The following is a 17,899-nucleotide window of genomic DNA, read 5'->3' as shown; positions in this document are numbered from 1 at the left end:
TCATCCACTTGGCTTTCCTGGCTCTATTGCTCCGGAGATCGTAAACAGGTTCTAACAAGCTGTTCACGATCTGCTGCGCGTCGTGAAGCGTTGCACGGTGAGTACGAGCCCAAAATGCTCATGTACCGCGCGTACATTCTGCTTTTTCGCTCGTTCTCGCCTTGTCTCGCCCTCGCTCGCCAGACTTTGAGCCGGCTCCAAGAGCGGCTTCACTCCTCTGCGCCGGCGGCGACGCCTCGCCGCCGGCCTCATGCCAGCGAGCTAAGCATCCTCATCCGCCGCTGAAATCGCTTCACAAGGCGCGGCCGGCACGGAATAATGGCCTGCTGGCTGTCTTTAACAATCCGGGGAACGAGATCACGAATGCGCACGCTTTCGCCTCCGGCCCCGCCGCAGGCCTGGCCCGTCCCGCCATTCCACCCTCCGTTCCCTCAGCCGGCCAAACCGGCGGCGCAAGCGTTCCCTGCCGCCAAAACTTCGCGTAATGGCCTATACCAAGCCTGATGCCGGAGCGAAACCGGAGCCGCCGCCCGCGCAACAGCGTACACAGGTTCAGAGACATAACCATGGCGCAAGGCGCAGCCGCGCCGCCATCTGTTGGGACACTCATATGCCTGATGCCAAATCATTGCGGAGCCAGCCGATACAAATCGCCTTGCTGGATGATCACCTGATGGTGCTGAACAGCCTGGCCGGCCTTCTGGCCGATGAAACCGACTTGAACGTGACCGGACAGTTCATCAGCAGCGCGCCGCTGATCCAGCACCTGGCGCAGTGCGACGCGGTGGACGTGGTGGTCACCGACTACGCGCTCAGCCCCGGCGATATCGACGGCTTCAGCCTGATCCGCGGCTTGCGCCGGCGCTTCGCCAAGGTGCGCATCCTGGTGATGTCGGCCTATTACACCCCGGCCACGGTGGCGCTGGCGCTGCGCTGCGGCGCGCACGGCTTCATCGGCAAGGAGCAGAGCCTGGACGAGCTGGCCGCCGCCATCCGCCTGCTGGCAGACGGCCACAGCTATCTGAGCCCGGACATGAGCGCGGCGCTGGACGAAACCTGCGCCAATCTGCCGGCGCCGCAGAAAGCGATGCTGCGCAGCCTGCTGGACCTCCCGGAACTGTCCCCGCGCGAACGCGAGGTGCTGCGCTGCTGTCTGGACGGCATGACGGTCAGCGATATCGCCGTCAAGTTCTCGCGCAGCATCAAGACCATCAGCAATCAGAAGCAGTCGGCGCTGAAAAAGCTGGGCCTGCGCAGCGACAACGAGTTGTTCAAGCTGCAAAGCCGGCTGGTCAATCCCTGACGCCATGCGCGCCCGCCCCTTGCTGCCCTGCTGCCTGTTCCTGGCGCTCAGCCTCTTGTCAGGCCACGGCCACGCCGGCTTCAGCGCGGCGGAACGCGCCTGGCTGGCCAAGCACCCGGTGGTGCGCTACGCGATAGACCCGCACGGCTGGCCCATCGAATACATGGAGGACGGCGAGCACCGCGGCCTGACCCAGGCCTATCTGAGCCGCATTTCCGAGATCAGCGGCCTGCGCTTCGAGCTGGTGCCGGTAGCCAACCGCCAGCAGGCGGTGGACATGATGCTCAGCGGCCACATCGATCTGCTCACCGCGCTATCCTCCGGCCTGATCCCGCCCGAGGTGAGCCGGCGCATCCGCTTCAGCGATCCTTATTTCTCCGGCAGCACGGTGCTGGTCACCCAGCCGAACAAGCCCATCGTGTTCAGCACCGCCAAGTTGGCCGACAAGACCATCGCGGTGGAAAGCGGCGACCCCTACGAATACTTTCTGCGCGAGAACTTCCCGGCCGTCGACATCGTGGCCACGCCCACGCCGCTGGCGGCGCTGGACGCGGTGGCCGACGGCAAGGCCTACGCCGCGGTGGGACTGGACGCGGTGATGCAGTCGGTGATCCGCCGCCGCTATTACGGCGCGCTGCGCATCGCCGGCAGCGTCAGCGAGATGCCCAGGCTGGTCTCGATGGCGGTGAACAAGAACCAGCCGCGGCTGCTCTCCATCATCAATGGCTCGCTGGAGCAACTGACCGCGGACGATACCCAGCAGATACTGGAAGGCTGGCTGCAGACCACCGACTACGGCGCGCCGTCCTGGCGCTCCATCGCCCGCTATTACGCGCTGGAATTGAGCCTGGCCGCGCTGGCCTTGCTGCTGCTATTGGTTTTTGCCCAGCGCGCCCACACCGCGCGCCGCGCCGCCCAGCGCAGCGAGGCGCAGAAATCCACTTTTCTGGCGGTGATGAGCCATGAGATCCGCACGCCGATGAACGCGGTGCTGGCCTCGGTGGAGCTGCTGCGCCAGGCCGAGCTGCCGCCGCGCGAGCGCGAGCTGGCGGCGCTGGCCAATGCCTCTGCGGTGAATTTGCTGGAGCTGCTGGACAATGTGCTGGACGTGTCCAAGCTCAACGCCCAGCGGCTGCGGCTGGAGCCGCTGGCCACCGACGCGGCGGCGCTGGCCAGCGGCGTGGCGGCGATCTACCGCGCCTGCGCGGAAAAAAAAGGCCTGACGCTGCAACTGGAAATGAAGGAGCTGTGCCGCCGCCAACTGGTGGTGGACCCGGTGCGCCTGCGCCAGATCCTGAGCAATCTGCTCAGCAACGCGGTCAAGTTCACCCGCCACGGCACGGTGCGTTTGAATCTGGAATTGCAAGACATCGAGCAGGACAGCGCGCAATTGCGCGTGCAAGTCAGCGACACCGGCATCGGCATCCCGCTGGAACAGCAGACCAAGCTGTTCCAGGAATACGCGCAGGCGGACGATACCCAGCGCCGCTACGGCGGCGCCGGGCTGGGTTTGTTGATCTGCCGGCAATTGGTGGAATTGATGGGCGGCCGCATCGCGCTGACCAGTCAGCCGCAATGCGGCACCACGGTGACCTTGTGGCTGCCGGTGCGCCATGCGCCGGCCGTGGCCGCGGCGCAAGCGGAGCCGGACGCCGCCAGCGCGCCGGCGGCGATCAATGAGGACTGCGACCCCATCCTGGTGGTGGAGGACCAGCCGGCCAATCGCTTCATCATCGCCCAGCAGCTATTGCAGCTGGGCTACCGCGCGGTGACGGTGGAAAACGGCGCCGCCGCGCTGGCGCTGCTGGACCAGGGCCAACGCTTCGCCATGGCGCTGCTGGACTGCAATCTGCCCGGCATCAGCGGCTACCAGCTGGCGCTGCGGCTGCGCCGCCACCCGGCCTTGCAGTGGCAGCCCCACTTGCCCATCATCGCCATCTCGGCCACCACCGGCATAGAACACCAGCAACGCTGCCTGGACAGCGGCATAGACAGTTGCCTGACCAAGCCCTTGCGGCTGGCGCAGCTGGAGCAAATGATGAGCTTGTGGCTGGACCACCACCCGGCTCCGCTGCCGCCGACGGTGCCGGACAACGCGCTGGCCCAGTTGCTGAGCCACAGCTGCGACGCCGACGCCGCCGCGCTGCGCCAGGCGCTGCAGGCGCGGGACTGGCAGCAGGCGGAGCATTACGCGCACCGCCTACACGGCGTGGCGCTCAGCGCCGGCCTGCCGCGGCTGCCGGCGCTGGCGGCGGAGATGCAGACCCTATTGCGCCAGGCGCAGCCGGACGCGGACCGGCTGCAGCACCTGTTTCAGGCGCTGGAGGCGGCGCTGCCGCAATCGGAGCCGAGCGGCGACAGCTGAGCCACGCGCTCGGCCAGCCGCCGTTCCACCACCTGACAGACATGGGCCACGGTCTTGATGTCGACGATGTCGTCGACGCCAATCTCGATGCCGAACTCATCGTTCAGCAACAGCACCATGTCCAGCAGCTCCATCGAGTCCGCGTACAGCTCGTCCACCAGCCGCGCCTGCGGTTGCAGCTTGGCTTCTTCCACCGACAGACAGCAGGCCATCACCGCCACCACTTGTTGCTCAAGACTGACTGCCACGGTTGCGCTCCCGGATGCGGTTGGGGTCTAGATGCAGGCCGTCGGTGGTCAGGGTGACCCCGGAAGGCGAGCTCAAGGCTTCGCCGCGCCGCGATTCGGCGGCGGCGTCCAGGCCCAGCCCGCTCAGCAGTTCCACCACCAGCGGGTTGGCCGGCTTGCCGCGCGGCAGCAGATTGGCTTCGCGGATCAAGGTGCGCGCAAAACTGCCCAGCGCCTGGCGCTGCCGCTCCAAGCCCGGATGCTCGGCCAGCACTTTCCGCAGTTGCGCGGCGTCGTCGCCCAGCGCGCCCGCCTTGCCGTCGGCAAAGTCCTTCAACACGCCGCTTTGCTGGGTGCTGTTGCCCGGCAACACGCGGTTGCGCAACGCTTCAAACTCGCGTCGTTGCGCGAAGGGCTGCGTCGCGTCGGGTTCCAGGGCGCCGCGCACCGCGCGGATCAGCTCGCTGCCGGCGTCCAAGGCGAAGGCGCGGCTGCGCAGATAAGCCTGGGTTGGCAACGTGTACAGATTGCCGTCGCGGAACTTGAGTCCGTCGAAGCCGCCGCCGTCTCGTTCGGCCGTCGGCGCAGCGGCGTCCGCCGTCGGCGCGCGGCCAAGCCGAGACGCTTGTCCATTGGCCTCCGGTTCGCCGGCCGCGCTCTGGCCGGCTGCGGCGTTCAAGACTTGGGACAAGCCATCCGCCACCTGTCGCGCGGCCTGATGCAGACTCGAGCCGGCATCAGCGGTCGGCGCGTCTCCGGCCGACAAGCGAACCGCTTGGTCCAGCGGCGTGCTGGCCGCTTGCTGGATATCCACGCGTTCGGCCCGCAACTCGCCTTCCACGCGCCGGCCGGCCGCGGTGTCCAGCACCTGGGACAAGCCGTCGGCTACCTCGCGTGCGGCCTGATGCAGGCGAGCGCCGACATCCGCCGCCGGCGTGTTGCGCGTCTGAAGACCCAAACCGTTCAGAAACTCGCCCAGCAAGGGATTGGCCCGCCCGCCCGGCGGCAACAGATTGGTTTCCCGAATCAAGGTTTGCGCAAAACCGCCCAGCGCCTGACGCTGCCGCTCCAGGCCGGGATGTTCGGCCAACACGCCGCCCAGCCGGCGCGCGTCGGCCGCCAGCGCTTCCGGCGCGCCATCGGCGAATTGCCGCAGCAAATCGTCTTGCTGCATGCGGCCGCTGGGCAACATCCGGTTGCGCAAGGCTTCGAACTCGCGCCGTTGCGCGAAGGGCTGCGCCGCGTCGGGCTCCAGCGCGTCGCGCAGCGCCTTGATCAGTTCTCGGCCGGCGGCGTGACCGTCCAGCGTCGAATGAAAAATCTGGCTGCGCAGATAGGCCTGGCTGGGCAAATTGCGCAGCGGGCCGCCGCGGAAGGACAGCCCGGCGAACTCGCCGGCCGCCTCGCCGCCTAGGCGGGCGGTTTGCGGCTGCGCTGTCGCGTCGAGCCGCGCCTGGCGCGCCGTCGCGTCCAGCTTGCCCGCTTGCGCCGCGCCGGGAATGGGCGTCGCCAGCGTTTCCTCGCCCAAGGCCGTGTTCATCAGCTCGGACATGGCCGTCGACACCTGGCTGGCCGCGTGCCGCAAGGTCTGGCCGGCATCGGTCTGCGCGCCTTGCGCCGTGTTCATCAACTCGGACAAGGCCCCCGTTACCTGGCTGGCCGCGTCGCGCAAGGCCTGGCCGGCATCGGTCTGCGTGCCCTGCGCCGTGTTCATCAACTCGGACAAGGCCCCCGTTACCTGGCTGGCCGCGTCGCGCAAGGCCTGTCCGGCATCGGTCTGCGTGCCCTGCTCCACCCCGGACGGCTCGCCTCCCAGGATTGCGGATTGCGGCGTGGCCGGCGGGCTGAGCCGCGCCTGGCGCGCGGTCGCCTCCAGCTTGCCGGCTTGCGCCACGCCGGGCGTGGGCGCCGTCAGCGTCTCCTCGCCCAGCGCCGTGTTCATCAGCTCGGACAAGGCGACCGTTACCTGGCTGGCCGCGTTCAGCAAGGGATGGCGCGTTTCCGACAAGGTAGCCTGCTGCGGCTTGGGCAAGTCCTGGCTGCGGGCGACTTGCGGCGCCGGCATGCGCAAGGACGTCACCAGGCGCGAGGGCTCTCCGCCATGATGGCGGTTGCCCTTGTGCACATCGCCCAGATACATGTCGCCGCGCTTGTCCCAACGCCGGTTGTCCTGACGATTGTCCTGACGGTTATCGTTATTGGTGGTGTAGTAGTTATTCACCACCATCGGCTGCCGCGCGCCCCCCGGCTCGGTCGGGCCTGGTTGAGGGCCTGGACTGGGATCGGGCTGACCATCTCGCGCGGGGTCCGGTTGTTGCGGGCCTTTCGGGTCTTGTCCCAGCCCCGCCAGCACGCTGCGCAGCAGCTGCGGCAGAATCGCCACGGTGTCGAGGTCGCGCGCCTGCCGGCCCAGGCTCGGGCCGCTCAGCCCCAGCATCTCGCCGCGGCTCTGGCGCAGCGCGTCGAAGGCCAGCTTCGCCGCGCTGTCCACCAGTTCCATCACTTTCTCGCCGGTGGCCGCATCCAGTGAACGCCCCAGCTGGGTTTCGACATAGGACAGGATGAAGGTGCTGACCTCGCGCTGCATGAAGTCGTTGCCCAGCTTCATGGTGTCGCCGCCGCAATGCTGGTGCGCCAATAGCGCCAGCTTGTGCTCCAGCTGATTGCGCAGCTGGTATTGCTTATTGGTGCTCTGGGTCCACGGGCCGAAGGCGGATTTGGCGCCCAGGCCGTCTTTCAGGACTCGGGCGGTGTATTGCTGCGCCAGATCGTCCAGGGACTTGGCATCTTGCGGGCTCAAGTCCGGCTGCTGCTTGAGTTGCGCGTAGACCTTGGCGAACTCCGCGATTTCCAATTGGGCGTAGATATTGGGCGAGGCCAGATAGAGCTTGTCCAACGCCTTGGCGTCCGTCGAGGCGGCGAACAAGGCCGCCACGCTGTCGCGGGTGTGCTGGGCCTTGAAGCTGGCCGGATCAATCAGCGAGTGACGGCGCGCCGGCGTGGCGGCGCTGCTGCGCCCGCCGCTGAACTGCTCCGAGAGCGGAGTGGCCGGCCGCCGCGACGCGTCCGCCGGCATGGACAGGGAGCGCGTCAGAAGGGGGGATGCGCCGGTAATGGGCATGGTGTGGTTCTCCTAAGCCTTATCTAGAGTGGCTAAGAACCTGTTTACGATCCGCTGCGCGTCGTGAGGCGTGGCTCGGCGAGTGCTTTGAAATGCTCATGCACGGTGCGTGCGCTCCGCTTTTTCGGCTGTTTTGGCCTGGTCTCGCCTTGGCCCGCGAGATCGTAAACGGGTTCTAACAGAAGTCAGTGGCACGGCTGAGGCGGGACGCGCCAACAGTCATTGGCGCAACCCCGCATCAGGCCTTGGTTAGCCTTGCAGGAAGGACTTGGCGGTTTCCATGCAGCTGCTGATGGTGCTGCTGAGCACCTTGACCAGGTTGTCGAACAGCGAGTTGGCGTTGCTGTATTTCTGGGTCAGCGTTTGCAAGGTGTTCTTCAGGTTTTCTTCCTGCGCCTTGAAGCCGGACTGCCAGGACTGGAATTTGGCGTTGTCCATTTCCACCTTCTTGTCTTTCGCCGGCTCGCTGCCGCCGGCCAGGCCTTTCAAGGCGTCCATCATTTTCTGCACCGGACCGGTGTCGATGACCACCACATAGCCGTCGCCTTTTTTTTGCACACAGCTTTCCGGTAGACCCAGCTCCTTGGCCCATTTTTTCGCCTCGGCCTCGGTCGTGGTGCCGCTGGTGGGGAATAACACCGTGTTCTCGTATTTCGCCTTCAATGTCTTCAGCGCGTCATACAACTCGCCCACGCTCAGGGTGACTTTGTCGCCCTTGTCGTTGGACGAGATCCAGCCGGCCATCTTGGACAGGATGTCGCTGAACTCCTGGTAGAACTCGATGTATTTGCCCACCACGTTCTCATACACGCCCAGGTAGCCGTCCTTGATGTTGCCAATGGACTTGCTGATCATTTCCCACAGTTCGCGGTCGGAAATCATGTCCTTGCCCGCGCCCGGCGCCGGGGCGGAGAACAACATCGGCTCGGCAAATTCCCGCGCCGTCGGCGGGGCGTCGGCCAGCGTGTCGGCGATATCCGCCTGCAACTTCGACTTTTGCTCGGCGGACATCTCGTAGCCGCTCTGCGCCACGCTATTCAAGCCGCCGCTGAGTTGCTGAGTCGTCAGGGTCTGCGTGTCGCGAGCCTGGTCCAACGCCCGCGTCAAGGCGCCGCGCTGAAATGCCACGCGCTCGGCCGGCGGCTGCTCGCCGCCAGCAATCGCCGCCTGCCAGCGCTGGTCGGCCAGCTTGCTTTCATACGTGGCCTGCCCTTCCACGACGCGACGGATGGTTTCATTGGCCTGGCGCAGCGCGTCGGCCTTGCCCTGGGCGCTATTGAGCGCGGACAGCTCCGGCCCTTGCGGCGCGGCGGCGCGGGTTTCGACAGCCTGGCCGGCGACATCGGCGCGCGGCGCGGCGGCCGGGGTTTCAGCGAGCTGTGGCCGCGTCAGTGGCGTGGAAAGAGTGGTTTGAATGCCGTTCATGGGGATTCCCCTGCATGGCCAGCGCCGAGGCAGGCGCCCAGGCGCTGGCGGGATGAATGGTGTGGAAGGCCGGCCCGACCGGAATGGCCGGGCCGGCGGACGGAGCCTGGGACGGCCCCGCCCGGTTCCGGGCTAGCGGATCAGGCGCGGATGTTGCCGGCCACCGCGCCCATGGCCGCGCTCTTGGACTGGCTGATCGTGTCCAAGGTGCGCAGCAGCTCCTGGATGAAGCTGTCGGACTTGCGGCTGCTCTCGCGGGTTTCCTCGGAGGCGGTATTCGCCACGCGGCTGGAAGCCTGGCTGATCTGCTGCTCGGACTGCTCCAGCGTGGCCGCGTAGCGGCCGGAGCCGCCGGCGATATTGCTGGCCGCGGACGAGCTGTCCATGATGGCCCGGCCGGTGGTCTTCTTGGCCTCGGCCTTGAGCTTGGTGTCGTCCATGGCCAGCTGTTCCGCCTGCCCCTTCATCGACAAGTTCTCGCCGGCGCCGCCCAGCGCGGTTTCATGCTCCTTGGACAAACGCTGCTTGCTGGACTGCAGGCCTATCGTGTCGCCGGCCATGCCGTCGGCCACGCTGCCGGCGGCATTGGACTGCGCGTTCAACTCGCCCGCGCCCGGCTTGGCCGCGCCCGGCTGCTGCGGCTTCAGGCCCACCTGCTTCAGGCTGTCGGCGTCGGTGCCCAGCTTGACGGTGTTCTGGCGGCCCAGCGCGGACTGGATGTTGCGGCCCTCGTCGCCCAGCTTGGCCAGCTTGGGCGCGTTGTTCTTCAGCGCGCCGCGCTCGGCGCTCAAGCCGCTCAGGTTTTTCTTGGCGCCAACGCCGGTGATGGCCATCTGGCCCACGCCCTGGGCGATGCTGCTGGACAGATTGGCCACGCCCTCGCGCACCATGGAGGCGGCGGTGGCCTTGGTGGCGTCGAAGCCCACCAGCGACAGCTTGCTGCTCAGCGTGTTGTCGGCGGTGCGCAGCGCCGACATCAGCACGATGGCGGCCACCATCAAGGCCGCGCCGTTGGGCGCCATGCCGCTGATGTCGAAGGGCTTGCCCTGCTCGGCCTGCTCCTTGACCTTGTCGTTCACCAGCTTGCTGACGCCGGACTCGACCTTTTGATACACCGCGCCCAGGTCCTGGACGAAGGCCGGGTCCTGCGCTTTTTCGCTCAGATAGCTCTTCAGCGCGTCGGTCACTTGCTTGCTCACCTCGGCGGACGGCGGGCGCAGTTGCGGGCCGCTCATCGCCTCGGCCAGCGCCTTGCCGTCGCGGCCGGCGCTGTTCAGGATGGGCAGGATGTCCTTGATGTCCACCAAGGACTTGGCGACAGATGATTTTTCAGCCGCGCCGGATTCAAGCGCCGCCGGAAACGGATTGTGGGTGGAAACACTGCCGATAATAGTTGCCATAATATTCTCTCCTAACTCAAGCGTGACTCTGACGCAGCACGAAACGACCGGCTTCGGCGTTCTGCTGCAACGCGGAAGACATCATCGTGGTCAGGTCCTGAGTGACTTTCTGGGTGCTGGCGAACACTTCCACCGCCTGCTTCAGCCATTGTTCGATCTGGTCCATCGCGGCGCGCGCCAGGGTGAAGTCGGCCAGCATGTCGCTGGCGTTCTTCATGAACACGCCCTGCGCCACATTGCCGCCGGCCTGGGTGGTGGCTTGCGCCACTTCCCCGCCCACCACCACGCGGTTGAGGGTGTTGGCCATCAGTTGCTTGGACGCGGCGTCGGTGCGCAGGCCCAGGCTGTTGGCCAGGCGCTGGAAGCCCTGGGTCAACATCTTGCTGCCGTTCTTGGCCAGTTCCTTCAGCACATTGGGCACCATCTTCTTGATGGCGTCGCCCATCAGCTTGCTGAGCGCGCCGCCCAGCTTGCTGGCGGCGCCCTTGCCCACCACCGCCACCACCACCATCACCGCGACCATGGCCACCGCGGCCAGCACCGCGCCGATGATGGAACCGGCCAGCTCGGCGGTCTTCTTGTCCACCCCCATGCTTTCCAGCGCCTTGGTGATGGCTTTGCCTAGCAGGTCCATCAAGGGTTTGAGCACCTTGTCCATCAAGGGCTTCAACGCCTCTTCCATGAAGGACACCCCGGTGGTGGCCTTGACCACCTCGTCCGCCACCATCAGCGCGACGCCAATCGCGGCCAGCGCCAGGCTGGCGCCGCCGGTGAATGCTGCGGCCACGACGCTGATCACTGTCAGCACCGCGCCTAGAATCTTGCCAATGCACCCCATGGTGCGATTGAGTTCTTCCGCCTTGCGCACTTCTTCCTGGTACTCGGCGGATTTTTTGTCCATTTCCTTCTGGCGGCCTTCCTGCATGGCCTGGAACAATGCCAGATCGCTTTTCAGGCTTTCTTCGCTGTTCTTGCCCACCATCTCGACGAACATCGCCATCAGCATGGTCAGCTTGGCCACGCCGGTCAGATGGTCCTCCGCGGCCTGCTGCCCCGCGCCGCCCTTGGTATTGAGCCCTTGGGCCTGGGTCAACAGCGAGTCCGCCTTGGCGGTCTTGTCCTTGGCGAAGTTGTGCGCGTCGGTGGCGGCCTGTTCCGCCTTGTCGGCCTTGAGCTTGGCGGCCTGCGCCTCGTTGGCGGCCTGATCGCGCGCCGCCAGCGCCTGCTGGTAGCCGGCGTCTTCCGGCGTCAGCCCGTCCAGCTTGGCCTGAGCCTGGGCCAGCTTCTGCTTGGCCGCGTCCAGCGTGGCCTTGGCCGTTTTCAAATCGCCCAGCGCGGTCTGGTAGGCCTCGGTGGCCTGTTCCGCCTCGCCGATCGCCAGCTGCAACTCGTCCGACAACTTCTGGCCCATCGCCGCTTGCGATTCCATCATCGCGCGCCAGGTGGCGATGCGGCTTTCCAGCTGCGACAGCGAGACATTGCCCAGCAAGGACATCAACTGTCCCAGCAGCAGCGTCAGCTTGCCCGCGCCGTCCAGCTCTTCCTTGGCCTTGGCCGTGGGCTGGGTCAGCGGCGGCGTGTTCAAGTCGCTGCGCGGCTTGGCGGCGCCGGCGTCGTCGCTGACGCGCAGCGTGAACAGCGCTTGCGCCGACTTCTGCGCGGCGTCGACGAATTTCTCGCTCGCCTGGGTGTTGCCCGATAGCGCTTTCGCCAGCTCGGCACTGCCAAGATTAAAGCCTTGACCGATAGTATTACCGCTCATGCTTGCTCCTTTTCCTGCTGACGGGATTGCTCGGCCTCCGTCTCCTGCAAGCTGTCCAGATACACTTGGGCCTTGGCGCGCAGCGACTCGTCGTCGCTCTGCTCGCACACCAGCTCGAAACACTGCCTAGCCTTGGCCGCCTTGCGCATGAACAGCTGGCACTGGCCGGTGAAGAACACCGGCCGGTAGTCGTTCTTGCTCAGGGCGAAGGCCACCGCGTACAGATCGGCGGCCTTCTGGAACTGTTTCTTGAGCTGGCACACGGCGGCCAGTCCCATGATGTAATCGGAGTTGTAGAAGTCGTAGATGCACAGAAAGCGGAAGAAGGTTTCCGCCTCGTCGAGCCTTCCCTTGTTGTAAAAATCGTAAGCGTGGGCGTACAGGCCTTCCATCATGTCCGGCGGAATGCCGTGCACGTCTTTCAGGGTGGCGCCCTCGCTTACCGCTTCCCAGACCATCTCTGCCAGGCGCTCGTCGCTGACATTGTCTTCAGGGTTCATCAAACATCTCCTAGTCGCTGTCACCAACCCGGCAGAGCTGGCTAGAGACGACGGTTGTCTTGGGTATGGAATGACCGTCGTCGCTGTCATTTAACAGCGCGCGGCCGGGGGAAACATTCAGGAATCGCTCATGGCGACGGCGCAGCGGCTATCCGGGCGTGTTCAATATGGCCTGCCGCCTCGCGGGGGAGGGTTGGCGTTGCCGCCCCACCGGGCGGGCTCTTGGGGCGCGTCTATGCGCTCAGCCGTCCCGCTCGTCTCGTTTATCCACAGAGGCGGGCTCGGCGGCGGATTTATCCACAACCGGCCCGGCGGCGTTCGCGTCCTTCCCCCGCTCCGCCGCCGCTAGCGGCGATGGTTCCGGCTCCGGCGCTTCCACGCCGGCGTTTTCCACCTGCTCCAGCCACATCAGCAAGCGCAGCACTTCCTCCACCTCGTCCAGGCTGACCAGGGAATAACGGCGGTGGCTGGCGAAGATGCGCCGCGCCAGCGGGATGTCGCGCACCACCGGCACCCCCACTTTTTCCGCGTAGGCCCGCACCGCCAGCGCGCGCTGATTGGTCTCCATCACCGAGATGAAGGGAATCGGCAGCAGCTCGGGCTTGAAATAGATGCCGACGGCGATATGGGTGGGGTTGGCCACGATCAGGCGCGAGTTTTCGATGTCGGACTTCACCTGCTCGGACAGGATTTCCATGTGCGCCTCGCGACGGCGCGACTTGATCTCCGGGTTGCCCTCCTGCTCCTTCATCTCGCGCTTGACCTCCTGCTTGTCCATCTTCATGTCCTTCATGAACAGGAAGTACTCGGCGATCGCGTCCAGCAGCAGCACCGCCACGATGCAGCCCAGACAGGTCAGCACCAGCGCCAGCAGCAGCTCGCGCCAGATCGCCGCCATGCCGATCGGGTCGCCGTTGAGCTGGGCGAACAACAGCGCCTTGTGCTTGTGCCACAGCACCAGCACCGCCACCACGAAGCTGGTCAGATAGAGCAGCGCCTTCACCGCCTCCTTCACCGTGCGCAGGCTGAACAACTTCTTGAAGCCGTTCACCGGATTCAGCGCTTCCAGATTGAGCTTCAAGGCCTCGCTGGCCAGCACGAAGCCGCTTTGCAGCAGGGAGGGCAAGGCGGAGGCGACGATGCACAGCAGAAAGATGGGCAGCAAGAGCTTGATGCCCAGCCAAACCACCGCCTGGGCATAGCCCTGCATGTCCTGCTGGAAACCGCCGGCGATCACCTGGCGGAAAGCGCCCATCAATTCCACCAGCGAGCCGAAGGACACCAGATAGGCGACGCCGCACAGGGTCAGGCAGGCCACCACCAGGTCGCGGCTCTTGAAGGACTGGCCTTTCTTGGCCGCGTCCTGCAAGCGCTTGCGCGTCGGTTGTTCGGTCTTGTTCGACATCTCAGCGCACCGGCGCGCCCAGCCAGCCGGGCAGCGCCGCCGCCGGCACCACCAGCCGCGCCACCGTGTCCGGCAGCACCGGGCCGAAATACATCAGCATGATCAGCAAGGCCACCGCGCTCTTCACCGTCAGCGACACCGCGAAGGCGTTCATCTGCGGCGCGAAGCGCGACAGCAGGCCCAGCACCGCCTCGGACAGCAGCAAGGCCGCCACCACCGGGCTGGCCAGCACCACCGCCTTGCTGATCACCTGGTTGAGCAGGCTCAGCGTCGGCGTCAGCGCCGGCGTGCACACGCCCAAGGGATCGCACAACTGATAGCTCTGGCGGAACAGGTCCAGCATCAGGCCCATGCCGCCGCCTTGCAGATAGACCGCGGCGGCGAACAGATTGAACAGATTGGCCAGCTCCGAGGTATCCACGCCGTTGGCCGGGTCTATGCTGCTGCTCAGCGTCGCGCCGCGCTGGTTGTCTATGATGCTGCCCAGCGCGTGGAACACCCAGAACGGCCAGGCCAGCAGACAGCCCAACAGCAGGCCCACCGCCACCTCGCGCGCGATCAGCGCGAGGAAGGGCAGCGCCTGGAAGGCCGGCAGCGCCTCCACCGGATGCGGCCACAGCCCCAGCGCCACCAGCATGGTGGCCGAGGTGCGCACCACGCCGCTGAGCACATTGCTGTTCAGGAAGGGCAGGATGAAGAACACCGGCGCCACGCGGGCGAAGCCGAGCGCGGCCGCGGCCACCCAGCCGTGGATTTCGAAGAACAGGCCGAACTGCATCCGCCTCAGCCCCGGGCCAGCGCCATGCGCATCACTTCCCGGCCGAAGCCGAGCAGGGTCTCGCCGTACCAGCCGGACAGCAGGAACAGGCACAGGCTGACGCCGAACAACTTGATGCCGAAGGGCAGCGTCTGTTCCTGCAACTGGGTCACGGTCTGGAACAGGCCCACCAGCAGGCCGATGGCGGTGGCGACGATGATGGGCCAGGCCGACATCAGCAACACCAGGTACAGCGCCTTGTTGCCGGCGAACACCAGATCATTCATAGCAAAACTCCAAAATTGAGGCGGGCGGCATGGGCAGCGCCGACTCCAAGAAACTGTTTCAAAGTCTCGCGAGCTAAGGTGAGACAAGGCGAAAACGGTTGAGAAAGCGGAATGTACAAGTGGTACATGAGCATTTCGAAGCGGTACTTACCGTGTAACGCATCCACGATGCGCAGCAGATCGTAAACAGGCTCCAAGACTCGGGAAGCAAAACCGAGCGCAGCGACCGAGGCAAGGCGCGCCGACGCAGGCAGTACCCGTCGTACGACAAGGAGGCGCAACGCAGCATCGGCGGTTTTGCCCCCTACGAAGCCAGGTCCAGGTACTGCAACACCAAACCCTTCGACAACAAGGTCCAGCCGTCCAGCGCCACGAACAGCACCAGCTTGATCGGCACCGAGATCGTCACCGGACTCATCATCATCATCCCCAGCGCCAGCAGGATGCTGGAGATCACCAGATCCACCACCACGAAGGGCAGGTAGAGATAAAAGCCGATCTTGAACGCGCTCTTGATCTCGCTGAGCGCGTAGGCCGGCAGCAAGGCGAAAATGGACGGCTGCTCGTCGGCCTCGGCATTGCCGGTTTCGCGCTCGGTGCGCTGCGCCTGGGCCTTTTCGAAGAAGCTCACCAGTTCCGGGTCGGAATACTTCTGCAAATAGCCGCGATAGCCGTCCAGGCCGTTCTCGACGAAGTTGCTCACCGATTCCACGCTGTTGAAACTGACCTGCTCTTCCTGGTAATGGCTGTAGGCCTGCTGCGCGATCGGCAGCATCACGAACATCGACAGCATCAGCGCGATGCCGTTGAGCGTCATATTGGACGGCACCTGCTGCAAGCCCAGCGCGTTGCGCACCATCACGAACACGATGGAGAACTTGATGAAACAGGTGCCGGAAGCGATCAGGAAAGGCAGCAGCGTGGCGAAGGCCAGCAGCGCGATCAGCGAGATATCATTCGACATCGGCGGCTCCGCCCAGCCACTCCGTCACTTCCACCCCCAACTGGCCGGCCAGCTGCACCAGTTCGCCGCGCCCCAGCAAGGCGCCGTTGGCGCGCACTTCCACTCGTCGCTCGGCGTCGGCCGGCAGTTCCAGCAAGCGGCCGCGGCACAGCGCCTGCAATTCCGCCAGCGTCATCCGGCTTCGGTGCAGCACGAATTCCAGTTCTACCGGCAATTGGCCCATATCGCGCGCCGGCGCTTCCGGCTCCGCCGCCTGTTGCGTTTCATCCCATTCCATGACGATTCCTTCCTCATACGTTTGATAAGTGCCCAGCGCGCGGTCGTGGCAGCGCACCGCCGCCGCCGGCTGGCGGATCAGCAGCACATCGCCGCGGCCCACCTCGCGCAGCAGGCCCAGGCTGATGCGGCTGTCGCCGATGACGAAGCGCAGCGGCCAGCTAAGCCGGCCCGCCAGCTCCGGCGCCTCGTCGGCGTCCACTTCCGGCGTCTGCTCCAGCCACAGCGGCCCTTCGGCGCTCATCACCCGCAGCAGCGGCTGGCGCGGCAAGGCATCGCCCGGTCCCGCCTCGCCCAAGCGCAGGCGCTGGTAAGCCAGCTCCGGCATCGGCAGGCTCAGCGGCCGTTCCGCCGCCGCCAGCCACTGCGCCGCCAGCGCCTCCACGCCGGCGGACAAGGCCAGCCGCGCCAGCTCCGGCGCCGCGTGCTCCAGCCAGGCCCGAGCGTGCAGCCAGCCCTGCCAGCGTCGGTCCGCGTCGCTGACCGACAACCACAGGCCGTCACGCGGCGGCGTTTCCAGCACCGCGTCCCAGCCTTGCCGACGCCAGGCGGCGGCGGCGAGGCTCAAGGCGCGTTCACGCGCGTCGATTTGTCTGAGCGCCAGCATCAGGCGTCCTCCTCCTCATCGCGCTGCGGCTGCTGCCGGCCCTGCTCGCGGCCGTCGTCGCGCGCCATCTGCCATTGCTGCGGATTGCCGGACTGCCATTGCTCGCCCAGCCGCTGCTGCACCAGGCTGTCCGACGGCTGCAGGCTGAGCACGCCGCCGGGCTGGCTCTGCACATTGACCGCGTGCTCGCCGCCCCAGCGCTGGAAGCGGTAAGTCAGGCCCGGCTGCGCCGGCTCCGGCGCGCTGGGCGCGGACGGGGCCGGCTGGGCCGGCGCCGCGTCCTGGCGCGGTCGCGCCGGCGGCGCGGCTTCGCGCGGCGGCGTCGCTGTCGCCTGGGCTTGCGGCTGCGGCGGCGCGGCCACGGCGCCGACGGGAGCGGCCTCGCTCTTGCGCGCGTCGCCGCCTTCGCGCGCGGCGATCGACGCCGGGCCCGACATCGGCGCGGCGGACTCGCTGTGCTGCGCTTTCGGCGCCGCCGGCGTCAAGGCGGCGGCCGGCGGCGTCTCGCCCTTGGCCAGCGCCTGTTCCGTCTTGGCCGCCGGCGCCTGTTCCATCTTGAGCGGCATGTGCTCGGCCTTGGGCGGCGCCACCGCTGCGGGTGCCACGCGGACCTTGGCCGCGGCGGCCAGCGGCGCCAGGCTGGCCGCGTGCTGGGCCGCCAGCGCGGCGACGTGCGCGCCTTGCTGCCGCGCCGCGCTCTTGCCGTGGGCGTCCGGCCGTTCGCCGTCGCCCAGAAGCGTCTGGCCGCGCTTGCCCGGCGCGGACAGCGCGGCTTCGGCCGCATGGCGGCCGCCGGCGCTCAGCCGCGCCGCGTTCCACTGCGCCGGCAACGGCGGCTGCCAGGGCAAGGCCGCCGGCAAGCGGGAACGGTCCTGCTCGCGCTCGCCGGCCTCGCCCTCCTCGTCGCGGTCCGGATCGGCGGCGTCCTGCCGCTGCTTTTGCGCTTCGCGGGCAAAGGCTTCCGCCGCGCCGTCGCCAGCGGCGTCCGTCGCTGGCCGCAGGTCCGCGCCCGGCGCGGGCATCGGCGTCATCGCTTCCATATCGTCCTCTCTTCCTGTTCGGCCTCGTCCAGCCGCAAACGCCGCATGCGTTCCTGGCGGCGTTGCAGCTTGGCCCAGCGTTGATACTTGTCTTCCTTGCGCAGCCATTGGCGGCGCAGTGTCTGCTGCGCGTCGCGCAGGCCGCTCAGCGCTTGCCGCTGCTCCTCCAGCTGCCCCTGTTGCAGATCCAGCTGCTGCAACTGGCGGCGCAGCACCGCCTGCTTGCGTTGCAGCGCGAACAGCTGGCCGCGGCTCATCGCCCCGGCCGGCCGCTGCGCCAGCAGCAGTTGACGCAGGCCCTGGCCCTGCAAGACCAGCGCCTGTTGTTCCGCCGCGAGGTCGCCGTCCCGGCGCGCCAGCTGCAGCAACTCGGCCTCGCAGCGCTGCGGCGCCGCCAGGCCACGGCGCAGCCGCGCGCCCCGCGTAGGCAGTTAAAGCCTCCACGCGCCGCAGCGTGGCC

The 17,899-nt window shown here is 66.8% G+C and carries 15 protein-coding genes; 2 read left to right on the top strand and 13 right to left on the bottom strand.

The window, feature by feature from the left end; genetic code table 11:
* The first annotated feature begins 610 nt into the window (after positions 1 to 610).
* Together ACE3QM_RS21420 and ACE3QM_RS21415 are read left to right on the top strand one after the other, a co-directional pair.
* Positions 611 to 1,303 carry a response regulator transcription factor gene (locus tag ACE3QM_RS21420; protein WP_231460811.1) on the top strand — a complete coding sequence of 231 codons (693 nt, stop codon included), beginning with the start codon at positions 611 to 613 and terminating at the stop codon, positions 1,301 to 1,303.
* Between the two features lie 4 nt (positions 1,304 to 1,307).
* Complete coding sequence (locus ACE3QM_RS21415) at positions 1,308 to 3,668, top strand: ATP-binding protein (RefSeq protein WP_374424712.1); 2,361 nt, start codon at positions 1,308 to 1,310, stop codon at positions 3,666 to 3,668.
* Here ACE3QM_RS21415 and ACE3QM_RS21410 read toward each other — a convergent pair.
* The 13 genes from ACE3QM_RS21410 to ACE3QM_RS21350 form a co-directional block, all read right to left on the bottom strand.
* Positions 3,617 to 3,916 (bottom strand): acyl carrier protein, encoded by a 300-nt coding sequence (locus ACE3QM_RS21410; protein ID WP_374424710.1) that lies wholly within the window; start codon positions 3,914 to 3,916, stop codon positions 3,617 to 3,619. The genes ACE3QM_RS21415 and ACE3QM_RS21410 overlap by 52 nt on opposite strands.
* Entirely contained in the window at positions 3,900 to 7,016 is a 3,117-nt protein-coding gene (locus tag ACE3QM_RS21405) for a hypothetical protein (protein WP_374424708.1), read from the bottom strand. Before ACE3QM_RS21405 ends, ACE3QM_RS21410 begins: the two co-directional genes overlap by 17 nt.
* A 249-nt stretch (positions 7,017 to 7,265) precedes the next feature.
* The gene (sctA, locus tag ACE3QM_RS21400; protein ID WP_374424706.1) at positions 7,266 to 8,441 is read right to left on the bottom strand and encodes a type III secretion system needle tip protein SctA; all 1,176 of its coding nucleotides are present in this window, start codon (positions 8,439 to 8,441) and stop codon (positions 7,266 to 7,268) included.
* 140 nt (positions 8,442 to 8,581) lie between these two features.
* A complete protein-coding gene (locus tag ACE3QM_RS21395) occupies positions 8,582 to 9,841 on the bottom strand; it encodes an IpaC/SipC family type III secretion system effector (RefSeq protein WP_374424704.1) in 1,260 nt (419 codons plus the stop codon).
* Positions 9,842 to 9,857: 16 nt separating this feature from the next.
* On the bottom strand, positions 9,858 to 11,603 hold the full coding sequence (gene sctE / locus ACE3QM_RS21390) for a type III secretion system translocon subunit SctE (RefSeq protein WP_269325885.1): 1,746 nt from the start codon (positions 11,601 to 11,603) through the stop codon (positions 9,858 to 9,860).
* Complete coding sequence (gene sicA, locus ACE3QM_RS21385; RefSeq protein WP_231460805.1) at positions 11,600 to 12,103, bottom strand: type III secretion system translocator chaperone SicA; 504 nt, start codon at positions 12,101 to 12,103, stop codon at positions 11,600 to 11,602. The genes sctE and sicA overlap by 4 nt, the downstream gene beginning before the upstream one ends.
* A gap of 241 nt (positions 12,104 to 12,344) precedes the next feature.
* Complete coding sequence (locus ACE3QM_RS21380) at positions 12,345 to 13,508, bottom strand: EscU/YscU/HrcU family type III secretion system export apparatus switch protein (RefSeq protein WP_269325884.1); 1,164 nt, start codon at positions 13,506 to 13,508, stop codon at positions 12,345 to 12,347.
* A 1-nt stretch (position 13,509) separates the two neighbouring features.
* Positions 13,510 to 14,286, bottom strand: a complete 777-nt coding sequence (sctT, locus tag ACE3QM_RS21375) for a type III secretion system export apparatus subunit SctT (protein WP_269325883.1) — start codon at positions 14,284 to 14,286, stop codon at positions 13,510 to 13,512.
* A gap of 5 nt (positions 14,287 to 14,291) precedes the next feature.
* A complete protein-coding gene (locus tag ACE3QM_RS21370; protein WP_019104573.1) occupies positions 14,292 to 14,552 on the bottom strand; it encodes an EscS/YscS/HrcS family type III secretion system export apparatus protein in 261 nt (86 codons plus the stop codon).
* Positions 14,553 to 14,856: 304 nt separating this feature from the next.
* Positions 14,857 to 15,516 carry an EscR/YscR/HrcR family type III secretion system export apparatus protein gene (locus ACE3QM_RS21365; protein ID WP_231460804.1) on the bottom strand — a complete coding sequence of 220 codons (660 nt, stop codon included), beginning with the start codon at positions 15,514 to 15,516 and terminating at the stop codon, positions 14,857 to 14,859.
* Positions 15,506 to 16,399, bottom strand: a complete 894-nt coding sequence (locus ACE3QM_RS21360; protein WP_374424700.1) for a YscQ/HrcQ family type III secretion apparatus protein — start codon at positions 16,397 to 16,399, stop codon at positions 15,506 to 15,508. Before ACE3QM_RS21360 ends, ACE3QM_RS21365 begins: the two co-directional genes overlap by 11 nt.
* On the bottom strand, positions 16,399 to 17,439 hold the full coding sequence (locus tag ACE3QM_RS21355; RefSeq protein ID WP_374424698.1) for a type III secretion system needle length determinant, SpaN/EivJ family: 1,041 nt from the start codon (positions 17,437 to 17,439) through the stop codon (positions 16,399 to 16,401). The genes ACE3QM_RS21360 and ACE3QM_RS21355 overlap by 1 nt, the downstream gene beginning before the upstream one ends.
* Positions 17,427 to 17,837, bottom strand: coding sequence for a hypothetical protein (locus ACE3QM_RS21350; protein WP_374424715.1), 411 nt, complete (start codon positions 17,835 to 17,837; stop codon positions 17,427 to 17,429). The genes ACE3QM_RS21355 and ACE3QM_RS21350 overlap by 13 nt, the downstream gene beginning before the upstream one ends.
* Positions 17,838 to 17,899: the final 62 nt, after the last annotated feature.

It is taken from the genome of Chromobacterium sp., from assembly GCF_041912965.1.
Lineage (GTDB): Bacteria > Pseudomonadota > Gammaproteobacteria > Burkholderiales > Chromobacteriaceae > Chromobacterium > Chromobacterium aquaticum.
This window is presented reverse-complemented; position numbering and strand designations above follow the sequence as displayed.

Coding starts and splice junctions, on each gene's coding strand:
- ACE3QM_RS21420 (WP_231460811.1), top strand. CDS start 611: ATGCCTGATGCCAAATCATTGCGGAGCCAGCCGATACAAATCGCCTTG.
- ACE3QM_RS21415 (WP_374424712.1), top strand. CDS start 1,308: ATGCGCGCCCGCCCCTTGCTGCCCTGCTGCCTGTTCCTGGCGCTCAGC.
- ACE3QM_RS21405 (WP_374424708.1), bottom strand. CDS start 7,016: ATGCCCATTACCGGCGCATCCCCCCTTCTGACGCGCTCCCTGTCCATG.
- sctA (WP_374424706.1), bottom strand. CDS start 8,441: ATGAACGGCATTCAAACCACTCTTTCCACGCCACTGACGCGGCCACAG.
- ACE3QM_RS21395 (WP_374424704.1), bottom strand. CDS start 9,841: ATGGCAACTATTATCGGCAGTGTTTCCACCCACAATCCGTTTCCGGCG.
- sctE (WP_269325885.1), bottom strand. CDS start 11,603: ATGAGCGGTAATACTATCGGTCAAGGCTTTAATCTTGGCAGTGCCGAG.
- sicA (WP_231460805.1), bottom strand. CDS start 12,103: ATGAACCCTGAAGACAATGTCAGCGACGAGCGCCTGGCAGAGATGGTC.
- ACE3QM_RS21380 (WP_269325884.1), bottom strand. CDS start 13,508: ATGTCGAACAAGACCGAACAACCGACGCGCAAGCGCTTGCAGGACGCG.
- sctT (WP_269325883.1), bottom strand. CDS start 14,286: ATGCAGTTCGGCCTGTTCTTCGAAATCCACGGCTGGGTGGCCGCGGCC.
- ACE3QM_RS21370 (WP_019104573.1), bottom strand. CDS start 14,552: ATGAATGATCTGGTGTTCGCCGGCAACAAGGCGCTGTACCTGGTGTTG.
- ACE3QM_RS21365 (WP_231460804.1), bottom strand. CDS start 15,516: ATGTCGAATGATATCTCGCTGATCGCGCTGCTGGCCTTCGCCACGCTG.
- ACE3QM_RS21360 (WP_374424700.1), bottom strand. CDS start 16,399: ATGCTGGCGCTCAGACAAATCGACGCGCGTGAACGCGCCTTGAGCCTC.
- ACE3QM_RS21355 (WP_374424698.1), bottom strand. CDS start 17,439: ATGGAAGCGATGACGCCGATGCCCGCGCCGGGCGCGGACCTGCGGCCA.